We start from the raw sequence: 21,780 nt of genomic DNA, 5'->3' as shown, positions 1-21,780 counted from the left end.
AAAATCAAATATGAAACTTGTAGACTTTATTCTTTGATTTTCTTAGAGCGGAACTTGAAAAGATCGGAGCAATCCGGTCTTTTTATGGAGGAGAGTAAATGAATTTAAATCAATTAGATATTATCGTTGCAGATGTTCCCCAAGTCTGTGCTGACTTGGAGCGTATTTTGGATAAAAAGTCCGATTATGTTGATGACAGTTTTGCTCAGTTTACGATTGGCAGTCACTGTCTGATGTTATCCCAAAATCATTTGATTCCTTTGGAAGAGTTTCAGTCAGGGATCATTCTTCATATCGAGGTTGAGGATGTCGAACAGAACTACCAACGGTTGAAAGAGCTTGGTATCCAGGTTTTAAACGGTCCAGCTGTAACCGATTGGGGAACAGAGTCCTTATTAGTTAAAGGTCCTGCTGGTCTAGTGATTGATTTTTATCGTATGAAATAGGATACTTAGTCATTTGAAGATAACCTTAACCATTCTTAAAACAGAAATTGAGGATAGGAACTATTGAAAGATCGGAGCAATCCGGTCTTTTTATATAAAGAAATTGCATATATAAAGAAATTGCATATAAATAGTTGACAGCGTTTTCTTAAAGTCTTATAATAAAAATATAACAGTAGAAAATAAAACTGATATGGAAAGGAGAAATATTTTTTAAACAGCAGTAGTAAGTGAATTTTCTTAATTCGTTAGGAGGAAAGAGATGCAAAAAAAGGATGTTTATCTAATCTGTGTGACCATGATTATCTGTTCAATTATTATAGGGTTGATTATAGGAAGTTTTATTTTGCATGGTCTTGAAGATATTGCTGACATCATTAACCACGGCTTGCTGATAATCAATCAATCTATCCATTGATTGACAAGAGCTATTCATTTTTACATTTTATGGATCAAACAGATCGGAGCAATCCGGTCTGTTTCTTATTACAAGACTGTGATAGTTTACATTTTTATAATAAAAGTCTTAAAGTCTTGCTTATTTTTGTATTAAATTATAAAATAGAAAGTATAAAAGAATAAAAGAGGTTTTGAAAATGTCTGAAAAACAAATGAAAGTGTTGGGCTGGGCAGCGACATTTATGTCTGTTATGATGTATGTGTCATATTTCCCACAAATCATGAATAATCTTGCCGGTCAAAAAGGCAACTTCATTCAACCCCTAGTCGCAGCTATCAACTGTAGTCTCTGGGTTTACTATGGTCTTTTCAAGAAGGAAAGAGATATTCCACTTGCAGCTGCTAATGCACCAGGTATCGTTTTTGGTTTAGTAACAGCTATTACGGCATTGATTTAAAAAGAAGACTGGTTTCAGTTTTGTTCGTTTATGAAAATAGATGCTTCATTAAAGTAATTTTTGAATGAGAGTTGAGGGAAAAAGTCCAGTGACAGCTAGCTTTACGAGAGTCTTTTATGTTCGTCTCTATCAAAGAAAAAAGTATATCGTTACTATTTTTATAAAATATTCTCCCTACTTTATAAGATGTTAAAAAGAGTTCAATTCGAACTCTTTTTTTGCTATAATGAAGGAAGAAAAATCAGACAGGAGATCAAGATGTCAGAACCATTATTTTTACAATCAGTTATGCAAGAAAAAATCTGGGGGGGAACCAAGCTACGTGATGAGTTTGTCTACGACATCCCAAGTGAAAAAATCGGAGAATATTGGGCCATCTCAGCCCATCCAAATGGAGTCTCTAAAGTTGCCAATGGTCGCTACGAGGGAACAGATCTAGCTAGTTTGTATGCGGAACACCGCGAATTGTTTGGCAACCGTCCAGAGCCTGTATTTCCGCTTTTGACCAAAATCCTCGATGCCAACGACTGGCTCAGTGTTCAAGTTCATCCAGACGATGCATATGGGTTAGAACATGAAGGTGAACTAGGTAAAACAGAGTGCTGGTACATTATTGCAGCGGATGAAGGTTCAGAGATTATCTACGGGCATAATGCCAAATCAAAAGAAGAACTCCGCCAGCAAATCAAGGACAAGAATTGGGATGCTTTGTTGACAAAAGTACCAGTTAAAGCTGGAGATTTCTTCTATGTACCAAGCGGCACCATGCACGCTATCGGATCAGGAATTTTGATCCTTGAAACCCAACAATCTAGTGACACCACCTATCGCGTCTATGACTTTGACCGTAAGGATGATAAGGGCAACTTGCGTGAACTTCACCTTGAAAAATCCATTGATGTATTGAACATTGGTGAGCCTGCAAATAGCCGTCCTGTAACTGTTAAAGCAGATGATTTGCGTTCCACTCTCCTTGTATCCAATGATTTCTTTGCAGTTTACAAGTGGGAAATTACTGGAAAAGTTGACTTCAAAAAGACAGCTGACTACAGCTTATTCAGTGTCTTAGCTGGTCAAGGTCAACTGACTGTTGACGGAAAAAACTATCCAATCCAAAAAGGCAGCCACTTTATCCTACCAAGTGATGTTGAAGCTTGGACTCTGGAAGGGCAAGGTTTGGAATTGATTGTTAGTCATCCATAAAAAAGAAAGGGCCTGAGTTCATACTCAAGTCCTTTTTGATTACATAAATTGGGCGATAAAGACCACGATGATGATGATTGGAATGACGAAACGAAGAAGGAAGAGCCAGACTTGGAACAGTCCCTGTTTCCATGCTCTTTCATCGAGATGGAGTTCCTCCATTGCAAGAGCCTTTTTAAAGATATAGCCTGTAAAAAGTGAAAGGCAGAGAGCTCCAAATGGCATGAGGAGATTGGAAACCAAGAAGTCCATAGCGTCAAAGAAGGTCTTCCCAAAGATGTGAACATCCGCCATGACACCGTAAGATAGGGCTGAAGGAATTCCAAAGACAAAGGTCAAGATTCCTAAAATGGTGCTCCATTTGGCACGTTTGCTGTTGTCCTGGTTGGTGATATTGCCCACATTGATTTCCAGCATAACGACGGAAGAAGTGACCGTCGCAAAGAGGAAGAGCAAGAGGAAGAGGATGTAGAAAATGGTTCCAAAAGGCATCTTGTCAAAGAGTTGAGGCAAGACGATAAAGAGCAGCCTCGGTCCCCCTTCAGATTGGATATTGAAGGCTGACATGGCTGGGAAAATAGCTAGCCCTGCCATGATGGATACCGAGATGTTCATGGCTACAATGGAAATCCCTGACTGGACTAGATTGGTTTTCTTATCCAAATAAGAAGCATAGGTCAGCATGGCTGTAACCCCTAATGAGAGGGCAAAGAAAGATTGTCCCAGAGCATAGAGGAGACCAGCACTTGTCAGCTTAGAGAAGTCTGGTTTGAGGAAGTAAAGAACCCCTTCCATGGCATTTGGCAAACTGAGAGAACGACCGATGATGACGACAAAGATGATAAAGAGCAGAGGCATCATGACTTTCGAAGCTCTTTCAATCCCTTTTTGAACCCCACGTGATACAATGAAGATATTCAATAGGATAAAGGCCGCTTGAGCTCCTAGGGCAATGACTGGATTTGAAATGATTGAAGTAAATAACTGAGCATAATCACCAGTTCCGCTAAGTTGGAACAATTTTCCAAACTCAATGCCTAGATAGACTAAAATCCAGCCTCCAATAACACTGTAGAAAGATAAGAGGATAAAGAGGGCAAAGGCACCAATCCAACCGATAAAGTTGTACTTACTATTCTTGCCTAGTTTTCCAAAGGTTTTGATAGCTGAGACACCAGCACTTCGGCCGAGAGCAAATTCAGCCAGCAATAGGGGGAAACCGATTAAAATAGTGGAAATGAGAAAGACTAGTAAAAAGCCTCCTCCACCGTTAGCAGCAGTCATGTAGGGGAATTTCCAAACGGCTCCAAGTCCGATGGCTGAACCAGCAGATGCTAGGATAAAGCCCAGTTTAGAACCCCATTGCGATTTTTCAGACATAGTTAAACTCCTAAAATTAGTGTTACAAAAGAAAAAGCTACTGCCCTTGACAAATAGCCTCATCAGTACTCAAAGTGAGCGTTTCTTTTGATTGATAGACTTGACTATCCTATCATGTTTTCTAAGGTCTGTCAAGAAAACCATTTTCATGTTATGATAAAGTAAAAAAATTTCGCAAAAACGCTTGACTCTAACCTAAGGGGAGGGGTTATACTATCATTGTAATACTCTTCGAAAATCTCTTCAAACCACGTCAGCTTTATCTGCAACCTCAAAGCTGTGCTTTGAGCAACCTGCGGCTAGCTTCCTAGTTTGCTCTTTGATTTTCATTGAGTATAAGGAGGAAATCATGTACCATATAAAAGAAGCTGCCCAGCTTTCGGGTGTCTCTGTCAAGACTCTGCACCACTACGACAAGATAGGGCTTTTGGTTCCTTTAAAGTCGGAAAACGGCTATCGAACCTATAATCAGGAGGATTTGGAATGCCTTCAGGTCATTCTTTACTACAAATATCTAGGTTTTTCTTTAGAAAAAATAGCAGAGCTATTAAAGGAAGAAAGGACAGATTTATTGCCTCATTTGACCAGGCAGTTGGACTATCTAACTCGAGAAAGGCAACATCTGGATACTTTGATTTCAACCTTGCAAAAAACCATTCAAGAACAAAAAGGAGAAAGAGAAATGAGCATTCAAGAGAAATTTGCTGGATTTAACTACCAAGACCATCAAAAATACCACCAAGAGGCGGTAGAGAAATATGGACAAGAAGTGATGGATCAAGCGCTCGAGCGCCAAAAAGGTCACGAAGACGAAGCTACGGCTGCCTTCAACCAAGTTTTTCAAACCTTGGCACAAAATCTTCAAGCTGGACTGCCTGTAACAGCAACCGAAAATCAAGAAGAAACCGCTAAACTCTTGCAAGCCATCCGGACTTATGGATTTGATTGTACTATTGAAGTATTCGGTCATATCGGTAAAGGCTACGTCTATAACCCAGAATTTAAGGAAAACATTGACAAATTTGGACCTGGCACTGCCCAGTACACATCAGATGTGATTGCCCACTATGTCCAAACTCAGACAAAATAAAATCGGAGGAGTGATCTTCCGATTTTTACTAAATTCAAGCACTACTTGCTTAATAATTTTTCTACTACATTTAGTTTTCTCATGGTCAAATCTACATTGAAAAGCTTTTCAAGATAGTTGGTATTGAGCTTTTTTTGTTTTGCAGTTCTAGGGAGATAGAGGTAAAGACAATGGTTACCGACATAAATTTCTTCTTCGCCGTAATCAATTTTCAATTTTTCTAAAGGGAGACTTTGAATAGCTTCTTGATAAAAAATCACGTGTATACGGTCATAAAGATAGTGTTCTCCAAACGGATTTTCTTGGACAATTTTTGTAAACTCACTTTTGTTCTTGATTACCATTTTTAAGTCGGCCCCAATATTTTCCTTTATCAGAGTATGAACACGTTCTCGTATTTTTTCTAAATCTAAGTCACTTTCAAGAATGATATTCCCACTTTGAATATAGGTTCGAACTTGTTGAAAACCAGCTTCTGTCAAGATATCTACTAGATAAGACATTTTAGGGATAGCATTTTTTCCATTAGGAGTCACTCCCCTTAACAAGATAATATGTTCCAAAGGACTTCCTTTCTTTTGGGGCTGATTTAGCCATTGAATAATTTAGATTTAGAATGAATTTGATCCCGCCACCCAGCCAGTGCAGAGGGCAGAAGTGATGTTAAAGCCACCTGTGTGGGCGTTGATATCCAGTACCTCGCCAGCAAAGTGGAGTCCAGGTACCAGCTTACTTTCAAGGGTTTTAGGGTTGATTTCCTTGAGACTGACACCCCCCTTGGTAACAAATGACTTGGCGAGGGACATTTTACCAGTTACAGGAATTTTAAGTCCTTTAATGGACTGGACAAGTTGTTCTCGTTCCTTTTCAGTCAATTGTTTGACTTTGTCAGGATAGTCCTGCACAAAAAATTCTGCCAAGCGTTCTGGAAGCAAAGTTTTTAAGGCATTTTTTAGAGATTTTTCCCTATTTTCTTCTAGAAATGCAACCAAGTCATTTTCAGAAAGTTGAGGCAAAACATCCAGTGAGAGAATTTCCCCACCCTTGACAAAACTAGACATACGCAGGGCAGCAGGGCCAGACAAACCAAAGTGGGTAAAGAGCAGATCGTGAGTGATGACATGCTTGCCATAACTTAAGGTCACATCGTCCAATGAAATTCCTTGCAAGGCCTTGTGTGGAAAATCTGTCAACAAAGGACTTTCAGCAGCTTCAAGCTCGGTGATGGTATGTTTGAAATGGCGGGCAATCTCGTGACCAAAACCAGTCGAACCAGTAGAAGGATAGGATTTCCCACCAGTTGTGACAATGAGTTTATTACAAGTGAAGCTTTGGTCTGCGGACTTAAGGATAAACTGATCATCTACTTTTTTAACAGAAACGATTTCTATTTGAGTAGCAACTTGGCCGCCTAGCTCAGTGATTTTCTTTTCTAAGGCCTCGATAATGGTTCGAGATTTGTCACTAGCAGGAAAGACGCGTCCGTGGTCCTCGACTTTAAGTTTAACCCCATTTTCCGTAAAAAAGTTAATGATATCATGGTTATCAAACTGGGAGAAGACACTGTATAAAAAGCGTCCATTTCCAGGAATTCCAGCTAGCAGGTCATCCAAACTACCATTGTTGGTTACATTGCAACGACCACCACCAGTACCAGCTAATTTTTTTCCGAGTTTCCGATTTTTTTCGATGAGAAGAGTTTTCTGACCATAAAAGCTACTGGAAATGGTAGCCATCATGCCCGCAGGCCCTCCACCGATGACAATAGTATCAAAATGTTTCATAGATCTATTGTACCACAAAAAACAAGAGATGCTCGACATCTCTTGTTGCTAATGATCTTAGTTGATTTCATATCCCATCAACAAACCGCCATCTTCTGCATAGAAACTGCAGAGACCAGATGTCGGGAGAATTTTAATATCCGCCTGTGGGAAGGTTTCGCGAATTCGCTCTGAGAGCTGTTGACAACATTTCTCGTTATTACGTTGGGCCATGACGATACGGCCACCAGTATATCCTGCTTTCACTAGCTCTTCATAGGCTGCTTGAACTGATTTCTTTGGTCCTCTTGCTTTTTGTAGCAATTCAAGGGTTCCAGTTTCACTAGCTTCTCCGACCATACGGATATTTAGAAGGCCAACGACCGTACCGATAAGCTTGCTCAAACGGCCGTTCTTCACCAAGTTATCGACTTTGGCTAGGACAAAAAGTAACTTGGTTTTTTCTTGATAGGCAGTGATAGCTTCAACCACTTCTTCAAAAGATAAGCCCTGGTCGATCAAGTCATTCAATTTTTCTACGAGCAAGTCAACTTCCCCACCAGCAGACAAACTATCAATTACATGAATTTTAGTATCAGGATGTTCTTCCAGATAAATATTTTTTGCTAGTTGAGCACTATTGTGGCTGCCAGAGAGAGTACCAGTGATGGTTACTAGGAAAATATTTTTGGCACCTTCAAATGCTCGCAAATAATCATCTGGGCTTGGACAAGCTGATTTTGAAGCTTCTGCGGTTGCATACATGGTTTCCATCATTTGGTCAATATCAAGACAGGCATCATCAACAAAGACCTGATCAGCTACTTGAATGGTTAAGGGGACGCTTACAAAGGTTGTGTCAATAGCTGGTGTTGCCAGCTGACGATAATCACAACCAGAGTCAGCAATAATCTTCCAAGTCATAGAAATTCTCCATCTTTGTCAGTTATACATTGACAAAGGTTCTGTCTTTTTTTACAATTATATCATGAAAACCCTTGAAACAAAAGCCTCATCCGTCTGTTGTGACAAGTAGAAAGAAAATGTTATGTCTGAACGTAGAATCTCTGAAAAGTCTCTTGAAAATCTCAGAAAATCAAACCAAGAATCCAATTTATTAACCAGAGAAGCCATTGAAACAGCCCTCTTACAACTCTTGGAAAAAAAGGACTTGACCAAGATTAGTATTTCTGAATTGGTCAAACGTGCAGGCGTTTCGCGTGCAGCCTTTTATCGCAATTATGATTCCAAAGAGGAGATTTTAGAAAGCGTCTTTAAACGAACTGTCCACAATATTATGAAACAGCTGCATCATTACGATTTAAAGACAGACCTTTATCTGGTCTGGGTTCACCTTTTCCGAGAAGCAAGAAAGGAAGCCAGAGTGATTCAACTGGCCTTGGATTACCATTTAGAAAAAATCTTTGTCCAAGCCATGCAGGAATTTTTAGAAAAATACCATGGAAAATCAAAAGGTGTCAGCTCTTATCTTCATTCCTTTTGGAGCTCGGCCATCGTCTCTGTTCTTTTAAAATGGATCAAGGATGGCATGAAGGTACCTGCTGAAAAGATAGCGGATTTACGGTTACCATTTTTTAAAAAATAGAGAAAAAGGAGAAGAGATATGACTGAAAAAAGACTAGCATGGGATGAGTATTTTGCAGCCCAAGCCCTACTAATTGCCAATCGATCCACTTGTAAACGTGCCAAAGTGGGTGCGATTCTGGTAAAAGATAATAAGGTTATTTCCACTGGTTACAATGGTTCGGTATCAGGAACCGAGCATTGTATTGACCACGAATGTCTAGTCATTGAAGGACACTGTGTTCGCACCCTTCATGCTGAGGTCAATGCTATCCTTCAAGGTGCAGAACGTGGTGTTCCTAAAGGCTTTACAGCCTATGTAACCCATTTTCCTTGTCTGAACTGTACAAAACAATTGCTGCAGGTTGGTTGCAAGCGCGTGGTTTATATTAACCAGTATCGAATGGACGACTATGCCCAATACCTTTATCAAGAAAAGGGAACAGAATTAACCCATTTACCACTTGAGACAGTACAGGCAGCTCTTAAAGAGGCAGATCTAATGTAAAAATTATCAAAAATAAATGGTTTAGAAAGATTTTTAAACCGTTTTTTGGTATAATAAGAAGAATAAATTGAAAGAAGGAATTCCAAAAATGGGAAAAATTGAAGTTATTAATCACCCGCTGATTCAACACAAATTGTCAATCTTGCGTCGTACAGATACTTCTACAAAAGCTTTTCGTGAGCTAGTAGATGAGATTGCAATGTTGATGGGGTATGAAGTACTTCGTGATCTTCCACTAGAAGATGTGGAGATCGAAACACCAATCACAAAAACAGTTCAAAAACAATTGGCAGGTAAGAAATTGGCCATCGTTCCAATCTTGCGTGCAGGTATCGGGATGGTTGATGGTCTCTTGAGCTTGGTTCCAGCTGCTAAAGTTGGTCACATTGGTATGTACCGTGATGAAGAAACGCTTCAACCAGTTGAATACTTGGTGAAATTGCCTGAGGACATTAACCAACGTCAAATTTTTGTAGTAGACCCAATGTTGGCAACAGGTGGATCAGCAATCTTGGCCGTTGACTCACTTAAAAAACGTGGTGCATCAAATATTAAATTTGTCTGCCTTGTATCTGCTCCAGAAGGTGTAAAAGCCCTTCAAGAAGCTCATCCGGATGTAGAAATCTTTACAGCAGCCTTGGATGAACGCTTGAACGAACACGGTTACATCGTTCCAGGTCTTGGAGATGCTGGGGACCGCTTGTTCGGTACGAAATAAGATCGAAAAGAAGAATGACTTGGAAAAGAAGTTCCAGTCACGAAAGGAGGTTGAGTTTTTGTTTCTGTCTAATGAAAACAGAGCAAAAATTTGACCTTTTTTGACCAAGATATTATAATAGTCTTATCTTCTGTCATTTGACCAACAAAAATAAAACTCAAAAGGAGAAATGAATGATTCCTGTAGTTATTGAACAAACAAGCCGTGGAGAACGTTCTTACGATATTTACTCACGTCTTCTTAAAGACCGCATCATTATGCTGACAGGTCCCGTTGAAGACAATATGGCCAACTCTGTTATTGCCCAATTGCTTTTCTTGGATGCCCAAGATAGTACAAAAGATATTTACCTTTATGTCAATACACCTGGTGGTTCTGTTTCAGCTGGTTTGGCAATCGTTGATACTATGAACTTTATCAAGGCAGATGTCCAAACCATCGTTATGGGAATGGCTGCATCTATGGGGACGGTCATTGCATCAAGTGGAGCAAAAGGCAAACGTTTCATGCTTCCAAATGCAGAGTATATGATTCACCAACCAATGGGCGGTACAGGTGGAGGTACTCAACAAACTGATATGGCGATCGCTGCAGAACACTTGCTTAAAACTCGTCATACCTTGGAAAAAATCTTGGCTGAAAATTCAGGTCAGTCAATCGAAAAAGTCCATGCAGATGCAGAACGCGATAACTGGATGAGTGCCCAAGAAACACTCGAATATGGCTTTATTGATGAAATCATGGCCAACAATTCATTGAACTAATGATGATAGAAGGCAAACTCGACTGGGTTTGCTTTTTTTGGTATAATAGGGAGAGATTTCTTAGAAAGAGGATTTATCATGTTTGAAAAAGTCAATCGATCTGGCTTGATTATCTATCTTTACTATAATCGTGATGCCAAAAAACTGCAGGATTATGGAGATATTACCTATCATTCCAAGAAACATCGTTACTTACAACTTTATGTTCCAACTCAAGAAGTGGAGCAATTGGTCGGGCGCTTGAGCAAGGAAAAGTTTATCAAAAAAGTCAGAGTTTGTCATATCCAAGAACTGGAAACACCCTTTGTGGGCAACCTTTACCGAGAAGAAAACGTTATCAGATAAAAATTTAAAGAAAAGTGTTGACAATTTTCTGATAATTCGGTATATTCTTAACAGACTATTTAAGAAATAAGGAGACAAAAAAGATGAAGAAAAAATTTGCCCTATCGTTTGTGGCGCTTGCAAGTGTAGCACTTCTTGCAGCCTGTGGAGAAGTGAAGTCTGGAGCAGTCAACACTGCTGGTAACTCAGTAGAGGAAAAGACAATTAAAATCGGATTTAACTTCGAAGAAACTGGTGCCGTAGCTGCCTACGGAACATCTGAACAAAAAGGTGCCCAATTGGCTGTTGATGAAATCAATGCAGCAGGTGGTGTCGACGGAAAACAAATCGAAGTAGTCGATAAAGATAACAAGTCTGAAACAGCTGAAGCGGCTTCAGTAACAACTAACCTTGTAACCCAATCTAAAGTATCAGCAATCGTAGGACCTGCGACATCTGGTGCAACTGCAGCTGCGGTAGCGAACGCTACAAAAGCAGGTGTTCCATTGATCTCACCAAGTGCGACTCAAGATGGACTGACTAAAGGTCAAGATTACCTCTTTATCGGAACATTCCAAGATAGCTTCCAAGGAAAAATTATTGCAAACTATGTTACTGATAAATTGCAAGCTAAGAAAGTCGTTCTTTACACTGACAATGCCAGCGACTATGCTAAAGGGATTGCTAAAGCTTTCCGTGAAGCTTACAAGGGTGAAATCGTTGCAGATGAAACTTTTGTAGCAGGTGACACAGACTTCCAAGCAGCCCTTACAAAAATGAAAGGGAAAGACTTTGATGCTATCATTGTTCCTGGTTACTACACTGAAGCTGGTAAAATTGTAAACCAAGCGCGTGGTATGGGAATTGACAAGCCAATCGTTGGTGGTGATGGATTCAACGGTGAAGAGTTTGTACAACAAGCAACTCCTGAAAAAGCATCAAACATCTACTTTATCTCAGGCTTCTCAACTACTGTAGAAGTTTCAGCTAAGGCAAAAGCCTTTCTTGATGCATACCGTGCTAAGTACAATGAAGAGCCTTCAACATTTGCAGCCTTGGCTTATGACTCAGTTCATCTTGTAGCAAATGCAGCAAAAGGTGCTAAAAACTCAGGTGAAATCAAGGATAACCTTGCTAAAACAAAAGATTTTGAGGGTGTAACTGGTCAAACAAGCTTCGATGCAGACCACAACACAGTCAAAACTGCTTACATGATGACCATGAACAATGGTAAGGTTGAAGCAGCAGAAGTTGTAAAACCATAATAGAAAAATGTTGAAATAGGGAATGAGCCTTGGACTCACTCCCTGTTTCGATGTTTAAGAACCTATCAAAAAGTGAGGGAAAACCCTCGGAATTATAAATAGAAAGAGTGAATCTTATGCTCCAACAACTAGTAAATGGTTTGATTCTAGGTAGTGTATACGCGCTGTTAGCCCTAGGATATACCATGGTTTACGGAATTATCAAGCTCATCAACTTCGCCCACGGTGATATTTATATGATGGGAGCCTTTATCGGTTATTTCTTGATCAATTCTTTCCAAATGAATTTCTTTGTAGCTCTTATTGTAGCTATGCTAGCGACAGCTATTCTTGGTGTCGTGATTGAGTTCCTTGCTTACCGACCTTTGCGTCACTCTACTCGTATTGCTGTTTTGATTACAGCTATTGGGGTTTCTTTCCTATTGGAGTATGGCATGGTCTATCTGGTTGGTGCCAATACCCGTGCCTTCCCTCAAGCGATTCAAACAGTTCGCTATGATTTGGGACCAGTTAGCCTAACAAACGTGCAGTTAATGATCTTGGCCATTTCCTTGATTTTGATGATTTTGTTACAAGTCATTGTCCAAAAGACCAAGATGGGGAAAGCCATGCGTGCAGTATCCGTAGATAGTGATGCAGCGCAATTGATGGGGATCAATGTAAACCGTACGATCAGCTTTACCTTTGCTTTGGGTTCAGCTCTTGCGGGTGCGGCTGGTGTTCTGATTGCCCTTTATTATAACTCTTTTGAGCCTTTGATGGGGGTTACTCCAGGTCTTAAATCTTTCGTTGCCGCAGTACTTGGTGGTATCGGAATTATTCCTGGTGCGGCTCTTGGTGGTTTTGTGATTGGTCTATTGGAAACCTTTGCGACAGCCTTTGGGATGTCAGACTTCCGTGATGCCATTGTTTATGGGATCTTGTTGTTGATCTTGATTGTCCGCCCAGCTGGTATCCTTGGTAAAAATGTGAAAGAGAAGGTGTAAACGATGAAAGAAAATTTAAAAGTTAATATTCTATGGTTACTCCTTTTGCTAGCTGGCTATGGCTTGATTAGTGTATTGGTTTCAGTTGGAGTACTCAATCTATTCTATGTACAGATTTTACAACAAATTGGAATCAATATTATTCTGGCTGTTGGTCTCAACTTAATCGTTGGTTTTTCAGGACAATTTTCACTTGGTCATGCTGGTTTCATGGCGATTGGTGCCTATGCAGCAGCTATTATTGGTTCTAAATCACCGACCTACGGTGCCTTCTTTGGAGCTATGCTGATAGGGGCTTTGCTTTCAGGAGTAGTTGCCTTACTTGTCGGAATTCCAACCTTGCGCTTGAAGGGGGACTATCTTGCGGTAGCGACTCTTGGTGTTTCTGAAATTATCCGTATCTTTATCATCAATGGCGGAAGCCTTACAAATGGTGCGGCAGGTATCTTGGGAATTCCTAACTTTACAACTTGGCAAATGGTTTACTTCTTTGTCGTGATCACAACCATTGCAACATTGAACTTCTTGCGTAGTCCAATTGGACGTTCAACCCTCTCCGTTCGTGAGGATGAAATCGCTGCAGAGTCAGTTGGTGTTAATACAACTAAAATTAAAATCATCGCTTTTGTCTTTGGTGCCATTACTGCAAGTATTGCAGGGTCACTTCAGGCAGGATTTATCGGTTCAGTTGTACCGAAAGATTACACTTTTATCAACTCAATCAACGTTTTGATCATTGTTGTATTTGGTGGACTTGGTTCCATTACAGGTGCCATTGTTTCAGCTATTGTTCTTGGAATTTTGAATATGCTTCTCCAAGATGTTGCCAGCGTGCGTATGATTATTTACGCTTTGGCCTTGGTCTTGGTAATGATTTTCAGACCAGGTGGACTTCTTGGAACATGGGAATTGAGCCTATCACGTTTCTTTAAAAAATCTAAGAAGGAGGAACAAAACTAATGGCATTACTTGAAGTAAAACAGTTAACCAAACATTTTGGCGGTCTAACAGCTGTTGGAGATGTGACTCTTGAATTGAACGAAGGGGAATTGGTTGGACTAATCGGTCCAAATGGAGCTGGGAAAACCACCCTTTTCAACCTTTTGACAGGTGTTTATGAACCAAGTGAGGGCACAGTAACCTTAGATGGTCACCTTTTGAATGGGAAGTCACCTTATAAGATTGCTTCTTTAGGACTTGGACGTACTTTCCAAAATATCCGTCTCTTTAAAGATTTAACAGTTTTGGACAATGTTTTGATTGCTTTTGGTAACCATCACAAACAACATGTTTTTGCTAGTTTCTTACGCTTACCAGCTTTTTACAAGAGTGAAAAAGAATTAAAAGCTAAGGCTTTGGAATTGTTGAAAATCTTTGATTTAGATGGTGATGCAGAAACTCTTGCTAAAAATCTTGCCTACGGCCAACAACGTCGTTTGGAAATTGTTCGTGCCCTCGCTACGGAACCTAAAATTCTCTTTTTAGATGAACCAGCAGCAGGTATGAACCCGCAGGAAACAGCCGAATTGACTGAGTTAATTCGTCGTATCAAAGATGAATTTAAGATTACGATCATGCTGATTGAACACGATATGAATCTGGTCATGGAAGTAACAGAACGTATCTACGTACTTGAATATGGTCGTTTGATTGCTCAAGGAACTCCAGACGAAATTAAGACCAATAAACGTGTTATCGAAGCTTATCTAGGAGGTGAATCCTAATGTCTATGTTAAAAGTTGAAAATCTTTCTGTACATTACGGTATGATCCAAGCAGTCCGTGATGTAAGCTTTGAAGTGAATGAAGGAGAAGTTGTTTCCCTTATCGGTGCCAATGGTGCAGGTAAGACAACTATTCTCCGTACCTTGTCTGGTTTGGTTAGACCAAGTTCAGGAAAGATTGAATTTTTAGGTCAAGAAATCCAAAAAATGCCAGCTCAGAAAATCGTGGCAGGTGGTCTTTCACAAGTACCAGAAGGACGCCATGTTTTCCCTGGTTTGACTGTTATGGAAAATCTTGAGATGGGAGCTTTCTTAAAGAAAAATCGTGAAGAAAATCAAGCTAACTTGAAAAAAGTTTTCTCACGTTTTCCTCGTCTTGAAGAACGGAAGAACCAAGACGCAGCCACTCTTTCAGGTGGTGAGCAACAAATGCTTGCCATGGGACGCGCTCTTATGTCAACACCAAAACTTCTTCTTTTAGATGAACCATCAATGGGACTTGCCCCAATCTTTATCCAAGAGATTTTTGATATCATTCAAGATATTCAGAAGCAAGGGACAACTGTCCTCTTGATTGAACAAAATGCCAATAAAGCACTCGCAATCTCTGACCGAGGATATGTATTGGAAACAGGGAAAATCGTCCTATCCGGAACAGGAAAAGAACTCGCCTCATCAGAAGAAGTCAGAAAAGCATATCTGGGTGGTTAAAAAGGTCCGGGGGACCTTTTTAATCGGTGGATAGAGATTGCGAAGCAATCATAGCATAGTCTGGGAGACTAGTTTAGGTTGTAGATAAAGATTGCGAAGCAATTATCTTATCCAGTGGATTATTTTAGTTGGCATATTTAGATTGCAAACAAATCTAGATCTACACTGAAAGATGAATTTCTAATAATTGAAATAAAATCGAATGAAACGTATCTTACCTTCATTCACAGAGCTCGATTTCAGAGCTCTTTTTGCTAGCTTATTCATACTTTTCTGAATTTTGAAAAAGAAATGTAAGCGTTTGATAGATTTGCAAAAAGATTGTATAATAGGGATAAGAATAGAAAAGGAGAAGTCTCATGGCAGTTAAAGATTTTATGACCCGCAAGGTAGTTTATATTAGTCCAGATACAACAGTATCTTATGCAGCAGATTTGATGAGAGAGCAAGGGTTGCATCGCTTGCCTGTTATCGAAAATGATCAATTAGTTGGTTTGGTGACTGAGGGAACCATTGCACAAGCAAGTCCATCGAAAGCAACAAGTCTTTCTATCTATGAGATGAATTATCTTCTGAATAAGACAAAAGTAAAAGATGTCATGATTCGCGATGTTGTCACTGTCTCAGGCTATGCTAGTTTAGAAGATGCAACTTATCTGATGTTGAAAAACAAGATTGGTATTCTTCCTGTAGTAGATAATCATCAAGTCTATGGTGTTATTACGGATCGTGACGTTTTCCAAGCCTTTCTCGAAATTGCTGGTTATGGTGAGGAAGGAATTCGTGTGCGCTTTGTTACAGAAGATGAAGTTGGCGTTCTTGGTAAGATTGTTTCTCTAATCGTTGAAGAAAATTTGAATATCTCCCATACAGTCAATATTCCGCGTAAGGATGGTAAGGTCATTATCGAAGTGCAAATCGATGGATCAATTGATTTACCAGCTTTGAAAGAAAAATTTGAAGCAAATGGTATTCAAGTGGAAGAAATCACTCGCACTTCAGCAAAAGTCTTGTAAGAAGGGAAGCCGAAAGGCTTCTTTTTTCATAAAAAAGGGATTATAGCAAAAGATGGAAAGAAATGATAAAATATGCTATAATGAAATGATGCAAAAAGGAGTATTTATGGACATTTCAGTAATTCGTCAGAAAATTGACGCAAATCGTGAAAAATTAGCTTCTTTCAGGGGGTCTCTTTGACCTCGAAGGGCTAGAGGAAGAGATTGCCATCTTGGAAAACAAGATGACAGAACCTGATTTTTGGAACGATAATATCGCGGCCCAAAAAACGTCGCAAGAATTAAATGAATTAAAAAACACCTATAACACTTTCCACAAAATGGAAGAGTTACAGGATGAAGTCGAAATTTTATTGGACTTCTTAGCAGAAGACGCGTCAGTTCAAGAAGAACTGGTAGCGCAGTTAGCCGAACTTGATAAGATGATGACCAGTTACGAGATGACCTTGCTCTTGTCAGAACCTTATGACCATAATAATGCCATCTTGGAAATCCATCCAGGTTCTGGTGGTACTGAGGCTCAGGACTGGGGTGATATGTTGCTTCGTATGTATACTCGTTATGGTAATGCTAAAGGCTTTAAAGTGGAAGTATTGGATTACCAAGCAGGAGATGAAGCTGGTATCAAGTCAGTAACCTTATCATTTGAAGGACCTAATGCCTATGGTCTTCTCAAGTCAGAAATGGGTGTGCACCGTTTGGTGCGAATTTCACCATTCGACTCTGCCAAACGTCGCCATACCTCTTTCACATCTGTAGAAGTGATGCCTGAGTTGGATGATACTATTGAAGTGGAAATCCGGGAAGATGACATCAAGATGGATACCTTCCGTTCAGGTGGTGCCGGTGGACAAAACGTCAACAAGGTTTCAACAGGTGTACGTTTAACCCACATTCCAACTGGAATTGTTGTCCAATCAACAGTGGATCGGACCCAGTATGGAAATAGAGATCGTGCCATGAAGATGTTGCAGGCTAAGCTTTATCAAATGGAGCAAGAGAAGAAGGCTGCGGAGGTAGATTCTCTCAAGGGTGAGAAAAAGGAAATCACATGGGGAAGCCAAATCCGTTCTTATGTCTTCACACCTTATACTATGGTAAAAGACCACCGAACTAGCTTTGAAGTTGCTCAGGTAGATAAGGTTATGGATGGGGACCTAGATGGTTTTATCGATGCCTATCTCAAGTGGCGAATTAGCTAATATAGAAAGGAAGTCACATGTCAATCATTGAAATGAGAGATGTCGTCAAAAAATACGACAACGGAACGACTGCCCTACGCGGTGTTTCGGTCAGCGTTCAACCGGGGGAATTTGCTTACATCGTAGGACCTTCAGGAGCAGGGAAGTCAACCTTCATTCGTTCTCTATATCGTGAAGTAAAAATCGATAAAGGAAGCCTATCAGTTGCTGGTTTTAATCTGGTTAAGATCAAAAAGAAAGACGTCCCGCTTCTACGTCGTAGTGTTGGGGTTGTCTTCCAGGATTATAAACTCTTGCCAAAGAAAACTGTCTATGAAAATATTGCTTACGCTATGGAAGTAATCGGTGAAAATCGCCGTAATATCAAAAAACGTGTGATGGAAGTTTTAGACTTGGTTGGATTGAAGCACAAGGTTCGTTCTTTCCCAAATGAGCTCTCAGGTGGAGAGCAACAGCGGATTGCGATTGCGCGTGCCATTGTAAATAATCCCAAAGTACTGATAGCCGATGAACCAACAGGAAACCTGGATCCTGACAATTCATGGGAAATTATGAATCTCTTGGAACGGATTAACCTACAAGGGACAACTATTTTGATGGCGACTCATAATAGCCAGATTGTAAATACCTTGCGCCACCGTGTCATTGCCATTGAAAATGGCCGTGTCGTTCGTGACGAATCAAAAGGAGAGTATGGATACGATGATTAGTAGATTTTTTCGCCATTTATTTGAAGCCTTAAAAAGTTTGAAACGAAATGGTTGGATGACAGTAGCTGCTGTCAGTTCAGTCATGATTACTTTGACCTTGGTGGCAATATTTGCTTCTGTTATTTTCAATACAGCGAAACTAGCTACAGATATTGAAAATAATGTCCGTGTAGTAGTTTATATCCGAAAGGATGTGGAAGATAACAGTCAGACAATTGAAAAAGAAGGTCAAACTGTTACAAATAATGACTACCACAAGGTATATGATTCTTTGAAGAACATGTCTACGGTTAAGAGTGTTACCTTTTCAAGTAAAGAAGAACAATATGAAAAATTAACCGAGACAATGGGAGATAACTGGAAAATCTTTGAAGGAGATGCCAATCCTCTCTATGATGCCTATATTGTAGAGGCAAATACTCCAAATGATGTAAAAACTATAGCCGAAGATGCTAAAAAAATTGAAGGTGTCTCTGAAGTTCAAGATGGCGGTGCCAATACAGAAAGACTCTTCAAGTTAGCTTCATTTATCCGTGTTTGGGGACTAGGGATTGCTGCTTTGTTAATTTTTGTCGCAGTTTTCTTGATTTCAAATACCATTCGTATTACCATTATTTCCCGCAGTCGCGAAATTCAAATCATGCGCTTGGTTGGAGCTAAAAACAGTTATATTCGTGGACCGTTCTTGTTAGAAGGAGCCTTTATCGGTTTATTGGGAGCTATCGCACCATCTGTTTTAGTCTTTATTGTTTATCAAATGGTTTACCAATCTGTCAACAAATCGTTGGTAGGGCAAAATCTATCCATGATTAGTCCAGATTTATTTAGTCCTTTGATGATTGCCCTACTATTTGTGATTGGAATTTTTATTGGTTCACTGGGGTCAGGAATTTCCATGCGCCGATTCTTGAAGATTTAGGTAAAATAGATACTTTTATGAGGAGATTGCAAAATCTCCTTTTTTGCTACAGGAATTTTTGAAAAGGGACTTCTAATACTCAATGAAAATCAAAGAGCAAACTAGGTAGCTCGCCACAGGATGCTCAAAATACTGTTTTGAGGTTGTAGATAAGACTGACGAAGTCAGTCACATATATACGGTAAGGAGACGCTGACGTGGTTTGAAGAGATTTTCGAAGAGTATCAAGAAGTCCCCCAGAGAAGACTTCTTGATGGCTAATTTGAACTTGAAATTTGGCACTAGAAATTTTTTTGAAAAAAGTGTAAAATTTTTTGTAAAAGCCTTTACAAAAAAAATTAAAGTGGTATAATTAAATCATAAAAGGTGCAAACGTTTTCGTAAAACGTTTGCCTAAATAAAAATAAAGGAGATTTGAATGATGAAAGATACATTCAAAAATGTCTTGTCTTTCGAATTTTGGCAAAAATTCGGTAAGGCTTTGATGGTGGTTATCGCGGTTATGCCGGCTGCCGGTTTGATGATTTCAATCGGTAAGTCTATCGTGATGATTAACCCAACCTTTGCACCACTCGTTATTACTGGTGGTGTCCTAGAGCAAATCGGTTGGGGAGTTATCGTTAACCTTCATATCTTGTTCGCCCTCGCTATTGGAGGAAGCTGGGCTAAGGAACGCGCTGGTGGTGCTTTCGCCGCTGGTCTTGCCTTCATCTTGATTAACCGTATCACTGGTACAATCTTTGGTGTATCAGGCGATATGTTGAAAAATCCAGATGCTATGGTTTCAACACTATTGGGTGGGCAAATCAAAGTTGCTGATTACTTCATTAGTGTAATGGAAGCCCCAGCACTTAACATGGGTGTATTCGTAGGGATTATTTCTGGTTTTATTGGAGCAACTGCTTACAATAAATACTATAACTTCCGTAAGCTTCCTGATGCACTTTCATTCTTTAACGGAAAACGTTTTGTACCATTTGTAGTTATTCTTCGTTCAATAATTGCTGCAATTGTACTTTCAGCTTTCTGGCCACTTGTGCAAACTGGTATCAATAGCTTTGGTATCTGGATTGCTAACTCACAAGAAACTGCTCCAATCCTTGCACCATTCTTGTATGGTACATTGGAACGTTTGCTCTTGCCATTTGGTCTTCACCACATGTTGACTATCCCAATGAACTACACAGCTCTTGGTGGTACTTATGAGGTCTTAACTGGTGCAGCAAAAGGTAGCCAAGTATTTGGTCAAGATCCACTTTGGCTTGCATGGGTAACAGACCTTGTAAACCTTAAAGGTACTGATGCTAGTCAATACCAACACTTGTTAGATACTGTTCACCCAGCTCGTTTCAAAGTTGGACAAATGATTGGTTCATTCGGTATCTTGATGGGTGTGGTTGTGGCTATCTACCGTAATGTTGATGCTGACAAGAAACATAAATACAAAGGTATGATGATTGCGACAGCTCTTGCAACATTCTTGACAGGGGTTACTGAACCAATCGAATACATGTTCATGTTCGTCGCAACACCTATGTATCTTGTTTACTCACTTGTTCAAGGTGCTGCCTTTGCTATGGCTGACGTCGTAAACCTACGTATGCACTCATTCGGTTCAATCGAGTTCTTGACTCGTACACCTATTGCAATCAGTGCTGGTATCGGTATGGATATCATTAACTTCGTTTGGGTAACTGTTCTCTTTGCCGTAATCATGTACTTTATCGCAAACTTCATGATTCAAAAATTCAACTACGCAACTCCAGGGCGTAACGGAAACTACGAAACTGCTGAAGGTTCAGAAGAAGCTAGCAGCGAAGTGAAAGTTGCAGCAGGTTCTCAAGCTGTAAACATTATTAACCTTCTTGGTGGACGTGCAAACATCGTTGATGTTGACGCATGTATGACTCGTCTTCGTGTAACTGTTAAAGATGCAGATAAAGTAGGAAATGCAGAGCAATGGAAAGCAGAAGGAGCTATGGGTCTTGTCATGAAAGGACAAGGGGTTCAAGCTATCTACGGTCCAAAAGCTGACGTATTGAAATCTGATATCCAAGATATCCTTGATTCAGGTGAAATCATTCCTGAAACTCTTCCAAGCCAAATGACTGAAGCACAACAAAACACTGTTCACTTCAAAGGTCTTACTGAGGAAGTTTACTCAGTAGCAGACGGTCAAGTTATTGCTTTGGAACAAGTAAAAGATCCAGTATTTGCTCAAAAAATGATGGGTGATGGATTTGCAGTAGAACCTGCAAATGGAAACATTGTATCTCCAGTTTCAGGTACTGTATCAAGCATCTTCCCAACAAAACATGCTCTTGGTATTGTGACTGAAGCAGGTCTTGAAGTATTGGTTCACATTGGTTTGGACACAGTAAGTCTTGAAGGTAAACCATTTACAGTTCATGTTGCTGAAGGACAAAAAGTTGCAGCAGGAGATCTCCTTGTCACAGCTGACTTGGATGCTATCCGTGCAGCAGGACGTGAAACTTCAACAGTAGTTGTCTTCACAAATGGTGATGCAATTAAATCAGTTAAATTAGAAAAAACAGGTTCTCTTGCAGCTAAAACAGCAGTTGCTAAAGTAGAATTGTAATATACTTGAGGT

General features: G+C 39.9%; 24 protein-coding genes. 20 read left to right on the top strand and 4 right to left on the bottom strand.

Going from position 1 to position 21,780, the window contains the following annotated elements; genetic code table 11:
• Positions 1 to 98 precede the first annotated feature (98 nt).
• From SP4011_RS08215 to manA, 4 genes are all read left to right on the top strand, one after another.
• Entirely contained in the window at positions 99 to 446 is a 348-nt protein-coding gene (locus SP4011_RS08215; RefSeq protein ID WP_338618735.1) for a VOC family protein, read from the top strand.
• 262 nt (positions 447 to 708) lie between these two features.
• Positions 709 to 864, top strand: coding sequence for a hypothetical protein (locus tag SP4011_RS08210; RefSeq protein WP_193218265.1), 156 nt, complete (start codon positions 709 to 711; stop codon positions 862 to 864).
• A 178-nt stretch (positions 865 to 1,042) separates the two neighbouring features.
• Positions 1,043 to 1,303 (top strand): SemiSWEET family transporter, encoded by a 261-nt coding sequence (locus SP4011_RS08205; protein WP_004261618.1) that lies wholly within the window; start codon positions 1,043 to 1,045, stop codon positions 1,301 to 1,303.
• Between the two features lie 258 nt (positions 1,304 to 1,561).
• Complete coding sequence (gene manA / locus SP4011_RS08200; protein WP_050242371.1) at positions 1,562 to 2,506, top strand: mannose-6-phosphate isomerase, class I; 945 nt, start codon at positions 1,562 to 1,564, stop codon at positions 2,504 to 2,506.
• A 39-nt stretch (positions 2,507 to 2,545) separates the two neighbouring features.
• On the opposite strand, the gene SP4011_RS08195 is transcribed toward manA, so the two are convergent.
• Complete coding sequence (locus SP4011_RS08195) at positions 2,546 to 3,886, bottom strand: sodium-dependent transporter (RefSeq protein WP_338618733.1); 1,341 nt, start codon at positions 3,884 to 3,886, stop codon at positions 2,546 to 2,548.
• Positions 3,887 to 4,235: 349 nt separating this feature from the next.
• On the opposite strand from SP4011_RS08195, the gene SP4011_RS08190 reads away from it, so the two are divergent.
• Positions 4,236 to 4,976 carry a TipAS antibiotic-recognition domain-containing protein gene (locus SP4011_RS08190; protein WP_049511389.1) on the top strand — a complete coding sequence of 247 codons (741 nt, stop codon included), beginning with the start codon at positions 4,236 to 4,238 and terminating at the stop codon, positions 4,974 to 4,976.
• A 41-nt stretch (positions 4,977 to 5,017) separates the two neighbouring features.
• Here SP4011_RS08190 and SP4011_RS08185 read toward each other — a convergent pair whose 3' ends face one another.
• The 3 genes from SP4011_RS08185 to SP4011_RS08175 are packed head-to-tail and all read right to left on the bottom strand — an operon-like array spanning position 5,018 to position 7,663.
• Positions 5,018 to 5,539, bottom strand: a complete 522-nt coding sequence (locus SP4011_RS08185; RefSeq protein WP_338618730.1) for a DUF1697 domain-containing protein — start codon at positions 5,537 to 5,539, stop codon at positions 5,018 to 5,020.
• Positions 5,540 to 5,587: 48 nt separating this feature from the next.
• On the bottom strand, positions 5,588 to 6,760 hold the full coding sequence (locus SP4011_RS08180) for an NAD(P)/FAD-dependent oxidoreductase (RefSeq protein WP_338618728.1): 1,173 nt from the start codon (positions 6,758 to 6,760) through the stop codon (positions 5,588 to 5,590).
• Between the two features lie 57 nt (positions 6,761 to 6,817).
• Positions 6,818 to 7,663 (bottom strand): DegV family protein, encoded by an 846-nt coding sequence (locus SP4011_RS08175; RefSeq protein WP_338618726.1) that lies wholly within the window; start codon positions 7,661 to 7,663, stop codon positions 6,818 to 6,820.
• Between the two features lie 124 nt (positions 7,664 to 7,787).
• Here SP4011_RS08175 and SP4011_RS08170 point away from each other — a divergent pair, with 124 nt between their 5' ends.
• The 15 genes from SP4011_RS08170 (at position 7,788) to SP4011_RS08100 (ending at position 21,768) form a co-directional block, all read left to right on the top strand.
• Positions 7,788 to 8,345, top strand: a complete 558-nt coding sequence (locus SP4011_RS08170; RefSeq protein ID WP_173213760.1) for a TetR/AcrR family transcriptional regulator — start codon at positions 7,788 to 7,790, stop codon at positions 8,343 to 8,345.
• A gap of 18 nt (positions 8,346 to 8,363) precedes the next feature.
• Complete coding sequence (locus tag SP4011_RS08165; RefSeq protein ID WP_000136973.1) at positions 8,364 to 8,831, top strand: deoxycytidylate deaminase; 468 nt, start codon at positions 8,364 to 8,366, stop codon at positions 8,829 to 8,831.
• A gap of 88 nt (positions 8,832 to 8,919) precedes the next feature.
• Complete coding sequence (gene upp / locus SP4011_RS08160) at positions 8,920 to 9,549, top strand: uracil phosphoribosyltransferase (RefSeq protein WP_000515975.1); 630 nt, start codon at positions 8,920 to 8,922, stop codon at positions 9,547 to 9,549.
• Positions 9,550 to 9,722: 173 nt separating this feature from the next.
• Positions 9,723 to 10,313, top strand: coding sequence for an ATP-dependent Clp protease proteolytic subunit ClpP (gene clpP / locus SP4011_RS08155; RefSeq protein ID WP_050242379.1), 591 nt, complete (start codon positions 9,723 to 9,725; stop codon positions 10,311 to 10,313).
• A gap of 78 nt (positions 10,314 to 10,391) precedes the next feature.
• A complete protein-coding gene (locus SP4011_RS08150; protein ID WP_050223575.1) occupies positions 10,392 to 10,658 on the top strand; it encodes a YlbG family protein in 267 nt (88 codons plus the stop codon).
• A gap of 83 nt (positions 10,659 to 10,741) precedes the next feature.
• Entirely contained in the window at positions 10,742 to 11,902 is a 1,161-nt protein-coding gene (locus SP4011_RS08145) for an ABC transporter substrate-binding protein (RefSeq protein WP_338618722.1), read from the top strand.
• A gap of 116 nt (positions 11,903 to 12,018) precedes the next feature.
• On the top strand, positions 12,019 to 12,888 hold the full coding sequence (locus SP4011_RS08140; protein ID WP_050266011.1) for a branched-chain amino acid ABC transporter permease: 870 nt from the start codon (positions 12,019 to 12,021) through the stop codon (positions 12,886 to 12,888).
• Between the two features lie 3 nt (positions 12,889 to 12,891).
• Positions 12,892 to 13,848 carry a branched-chain amino acid ABC transporter permease gene (locus tag SP4011_RS08135; RefSeq protein WP_050276357.1) on the top strand — a complete coding sequence of 319 codons (957 nt, stop codon included), beginning with the start codon at positions 12,892 to 12,894 and terminating at the stop codon, positions 13,846 to 13,848.
• A complete protein-coding gene (locus tag SP4011_RS08130) occupies positions 13,848 to 14,612 on the top strand; it encodes an ABC transporter ATP-binding protein (RefSeq protein ID WP_050242381.1) in 765 nt (254 codons plus the stop codon). The genes SP4011_RS08135 and SP4011_RS08130 overlap by 1 nt, the downstream gene beginning before the upstream one ends.
• Complete coding sequence (locus SP4011_RS08125; RefSeq protein ID WP_000062219.1) at positions 14,612 to 15,322, top strand: ABC transporter ATP-binding protein; 711 nt, start codon at positions 14,612 to 14,614, stop codon at positions 15,320 to 15,322. The genes SP4011_RS08130 and SP4011_RS08125 overlap by 1 nt, the downstream gene beginning before the upstream one ends.
• Positions 15,323 to 15,681: 359 nt before the next feature.
• The gene (locus tag SP4011_RS08120; RefSeq protein ID WP_338618713.1) at positions 15,682 to 16,338 is read left to right on the top strand and encodes a CBS domain-containing protein; all 657 of its coding nucleotides are present in this window, start codon (positions 15,682 to 15,684) and stop codon (positions 16,336 to 16,338) included.
• A 106-nt stretch (positions 16,339 to 16,444) separates the two neighbouring features.
• A protein-coding gene (gene prfB / locus SP4011_RS08115) for a peptide chain release factor 2 (RefSeq protein ID WP_150857564.1) occupies positions 16,445 to 17,540 on the top strand; the annotation gives its coding sequence in 2 pieces (ribosomal slippage) (positions 16,445 to 16,516 and positions 16,518 to 17,540; 1,095 coding nt in all).
• A 17-nt stretch (positions 17,541 to 17,557) separates the two neighbouring features.
• Entirely contained in the window at positions 17,558 to 18,250 is a 693-nt protein-coding gene (gene ftsE / locus SP4011_RS08110) for a cell division ATP-binding protein FtsE (protein WP_000022265.1), read from the top strand.
• A complete protein-coding gene (gene ftsX / locus SP4011_RS08105) occupies positions 18,243 to 19,169 on the top strand; it encodes a permease-like cell division protein FtsX (RefSeq protein WP_000625541.1) in 927 nt (308 codons plus the stop codon). Before ftsE ends, ftsX begins: the two co-directional genes overlap by 8 nt.
• 418 nt (positions 19,170 to 19,587) lie before the next feature.
• Positions 19,588 to 21,768 carry a PTS transporter subunit IIBC gene (locus SP4011_RS08100; RefSeq protein ID WP_338618711.1) on the top strand — a complete coding sequence of 727 codons (2,181 nt, stop codon included), beginning with the start codon at positions 19,588 to 19,590 and terminating at the stop codon, positions 21,766 to 21,768.
• Positions 21,769 to 21,780: the final 12 nt, after the last annotated feature.

It is taken from the genome of Streptococcus parapneumoniae (assembly GCF_037076355.1).
In the GTDB taxonomy this organism is placed as follows: domain Bacteria; phylum Bacillota; class Bacilli; order Lactobacillales; family Streptococcaceae; genus Streptococcus; species Streptococcus parapneumoniae.
This window is presented reverse-complemented; position numbering and strand designations above follow the sequence as displayed.

What these genes read in the sequence shown, in the direction of transcription:
- SP4011_RS08215 (WP_338618735.1), top strand. Translation starts at nt 99, where the DNA reads ATGAATTTAAATCAATTAGATATTATCGTTGCAGATGTTCCCCAAGTC.
- SP4011_RS08210 (WP_193218265.1), top strand. Translation starts at nt 709, where the DNA reads ATGCAAAAAAAGGATGTTTATCTAATCTGTGTGACCATGATTATCTGT.
- SP4011_RS08205 (WP_004261618.1), top strand. Translation starts at nt 1,043, where the DNA reads ATGTCTGAAAAACAAATGAAAGTGTTGGGCTGGGCAGCGACATTTATG.
- manA (WP_050242371.1), top strand. Translation starts at nt 1,562, where the DNA reads ATGTCAGAACCATTATTTTTACAATCAGTTATGCAAGAAAAAATCTGG.
- SP4011_RS08195 (WP_338618733.1), bottom strand. Translation starts at nt 3,886, where the DNA reads ATGTCTGAAAAATCGCAATGGGGTTCTAAACTGGGCTTTATCCTAGCA.
- SP4011_RS08190 (WP_049511389.1), top strand. Translation starts at nt 4,236, where the DNA reads ATGTACCATATAAAAGAAGCTGCCCAGCTTTCGGGTGTCTCTGTCAAG.
- SP4011_RS08180 (WP_338618728.1), bottom strand. Translation starts at nt 6,760, where the DNA reads ATGAAACATTTTGATACTATTGTCATCGGTGGAGGGCCTGCGGGCATG.
- SP4011_RS08175 (WP_338618726.1), bottom strand. Translation starts at nt 7,663, where the DNA reads ATGACTTGGAAGATTATTGCTGACTCTGGTTGTGATTATCGTCAGCTG.
- SP4011_RS08170 (WP_173213760.1), top strand. Translation starts at nt 7,788, where the DNA reads ATGTCTGAACGTAGAATCTCTGAAAAGTCTCTTGAAAATCTCAGAAAA.
- SP4011_RS08165 (WP_000136973.1), top strand. Translation starts at nt 8,364, where the DNA reads ATGACTGAAAAAAGACTAGCATGGGATGAGTATTTTGCAGCCCAAGCC.
- upp (WP_000515975.1), top strand. Translation starts at nt 8,920, where the DNA reads ATGGGAAAAATTGAAGTTATTAATCACCCGCTGATTCAACACAAATTG.
- clpP (WP_050242379.1), top strand. Translation starts at nt 9,723, where the DNA reads ATGATTCCTGTAGTTATTGAACAAACAAGCCGTGGAGAACGTTCTTAC.
- SP4011_RS08150 (WP_050223575.1), top strand. Translation starts at nt 10,392, where the DNA reads ATGTTTGAAAAAGTCAATCGATCTGGCTTGATTATCTATCTTTACTAT.
- SP4011_RS08145 (WP_338618722.1), top strand. Translation starts at nt 10,742, where the DNA reads ATGAAGAAAAAATTTGCCCTATCGTTTGTGGCGCTTGCAAGTGTAGCA.
- SP4011_RS08140 (WP_050266011.1), top strand. Translation starts at nt 12,019, where the DNA reads ATGCTCCAACAACTAGTAAATGGTTTGATTCTAGGTAGTGTATACGCG.
- SP4011_RS08135 (WP_050276357.1), top strand. Translation starts at nt 12,892, where the DNA reads ATGAAAGAAAATTTAAAAGTTAATATTCTATGGTTACTCCTTTTGCTA.
- SP4011_RS08130 (WP_050242381.1), top strand. Translation starts at nt 13,848, where the DNA reads ATGGCATTACTTGAAGTAAAACAGTTAACCAAACATTTTGGCGGTCTA.
- SP4011_RS08125 (WP_000062219.1), top strand. Translation starts at nt 14,612, where the DNA reads ATGTCTATGTTAAAAGTTGAAAATCTTTCTGTACATTACGGTATGATC.
- SP4011_RS08120 (WP_338618713.1), top strand. Translation starts at nt 15,682, where the DNA reads ATGGCAGTTAAAGATTTTATGACCCGCAAGGTAGTTTATATTAGTCCA.
- ftsE (WP_000022265.1), top strand. Translation starts at nt 17,558, where the DNA reads ATGTCAATCATTGAAATGAGAGATGTCGTCAAAAAATACGACAACGGA.
- ftsX (WP_000625541.1), top strand. Translation starts at nt 18,243, where the DNA reads ATGATTAGTAGATTTTTTCGCCATTTATTTGAAGCCTTAAAAAGTTTG.
- SP4011_RS08100 (WP_338618711.1), top strand. Translation starts at nt 19,588, where the DNA reads ATGATGAAAGATACATTCAAAAATGTCTTGTCTTTCGAATTTTGGCAA.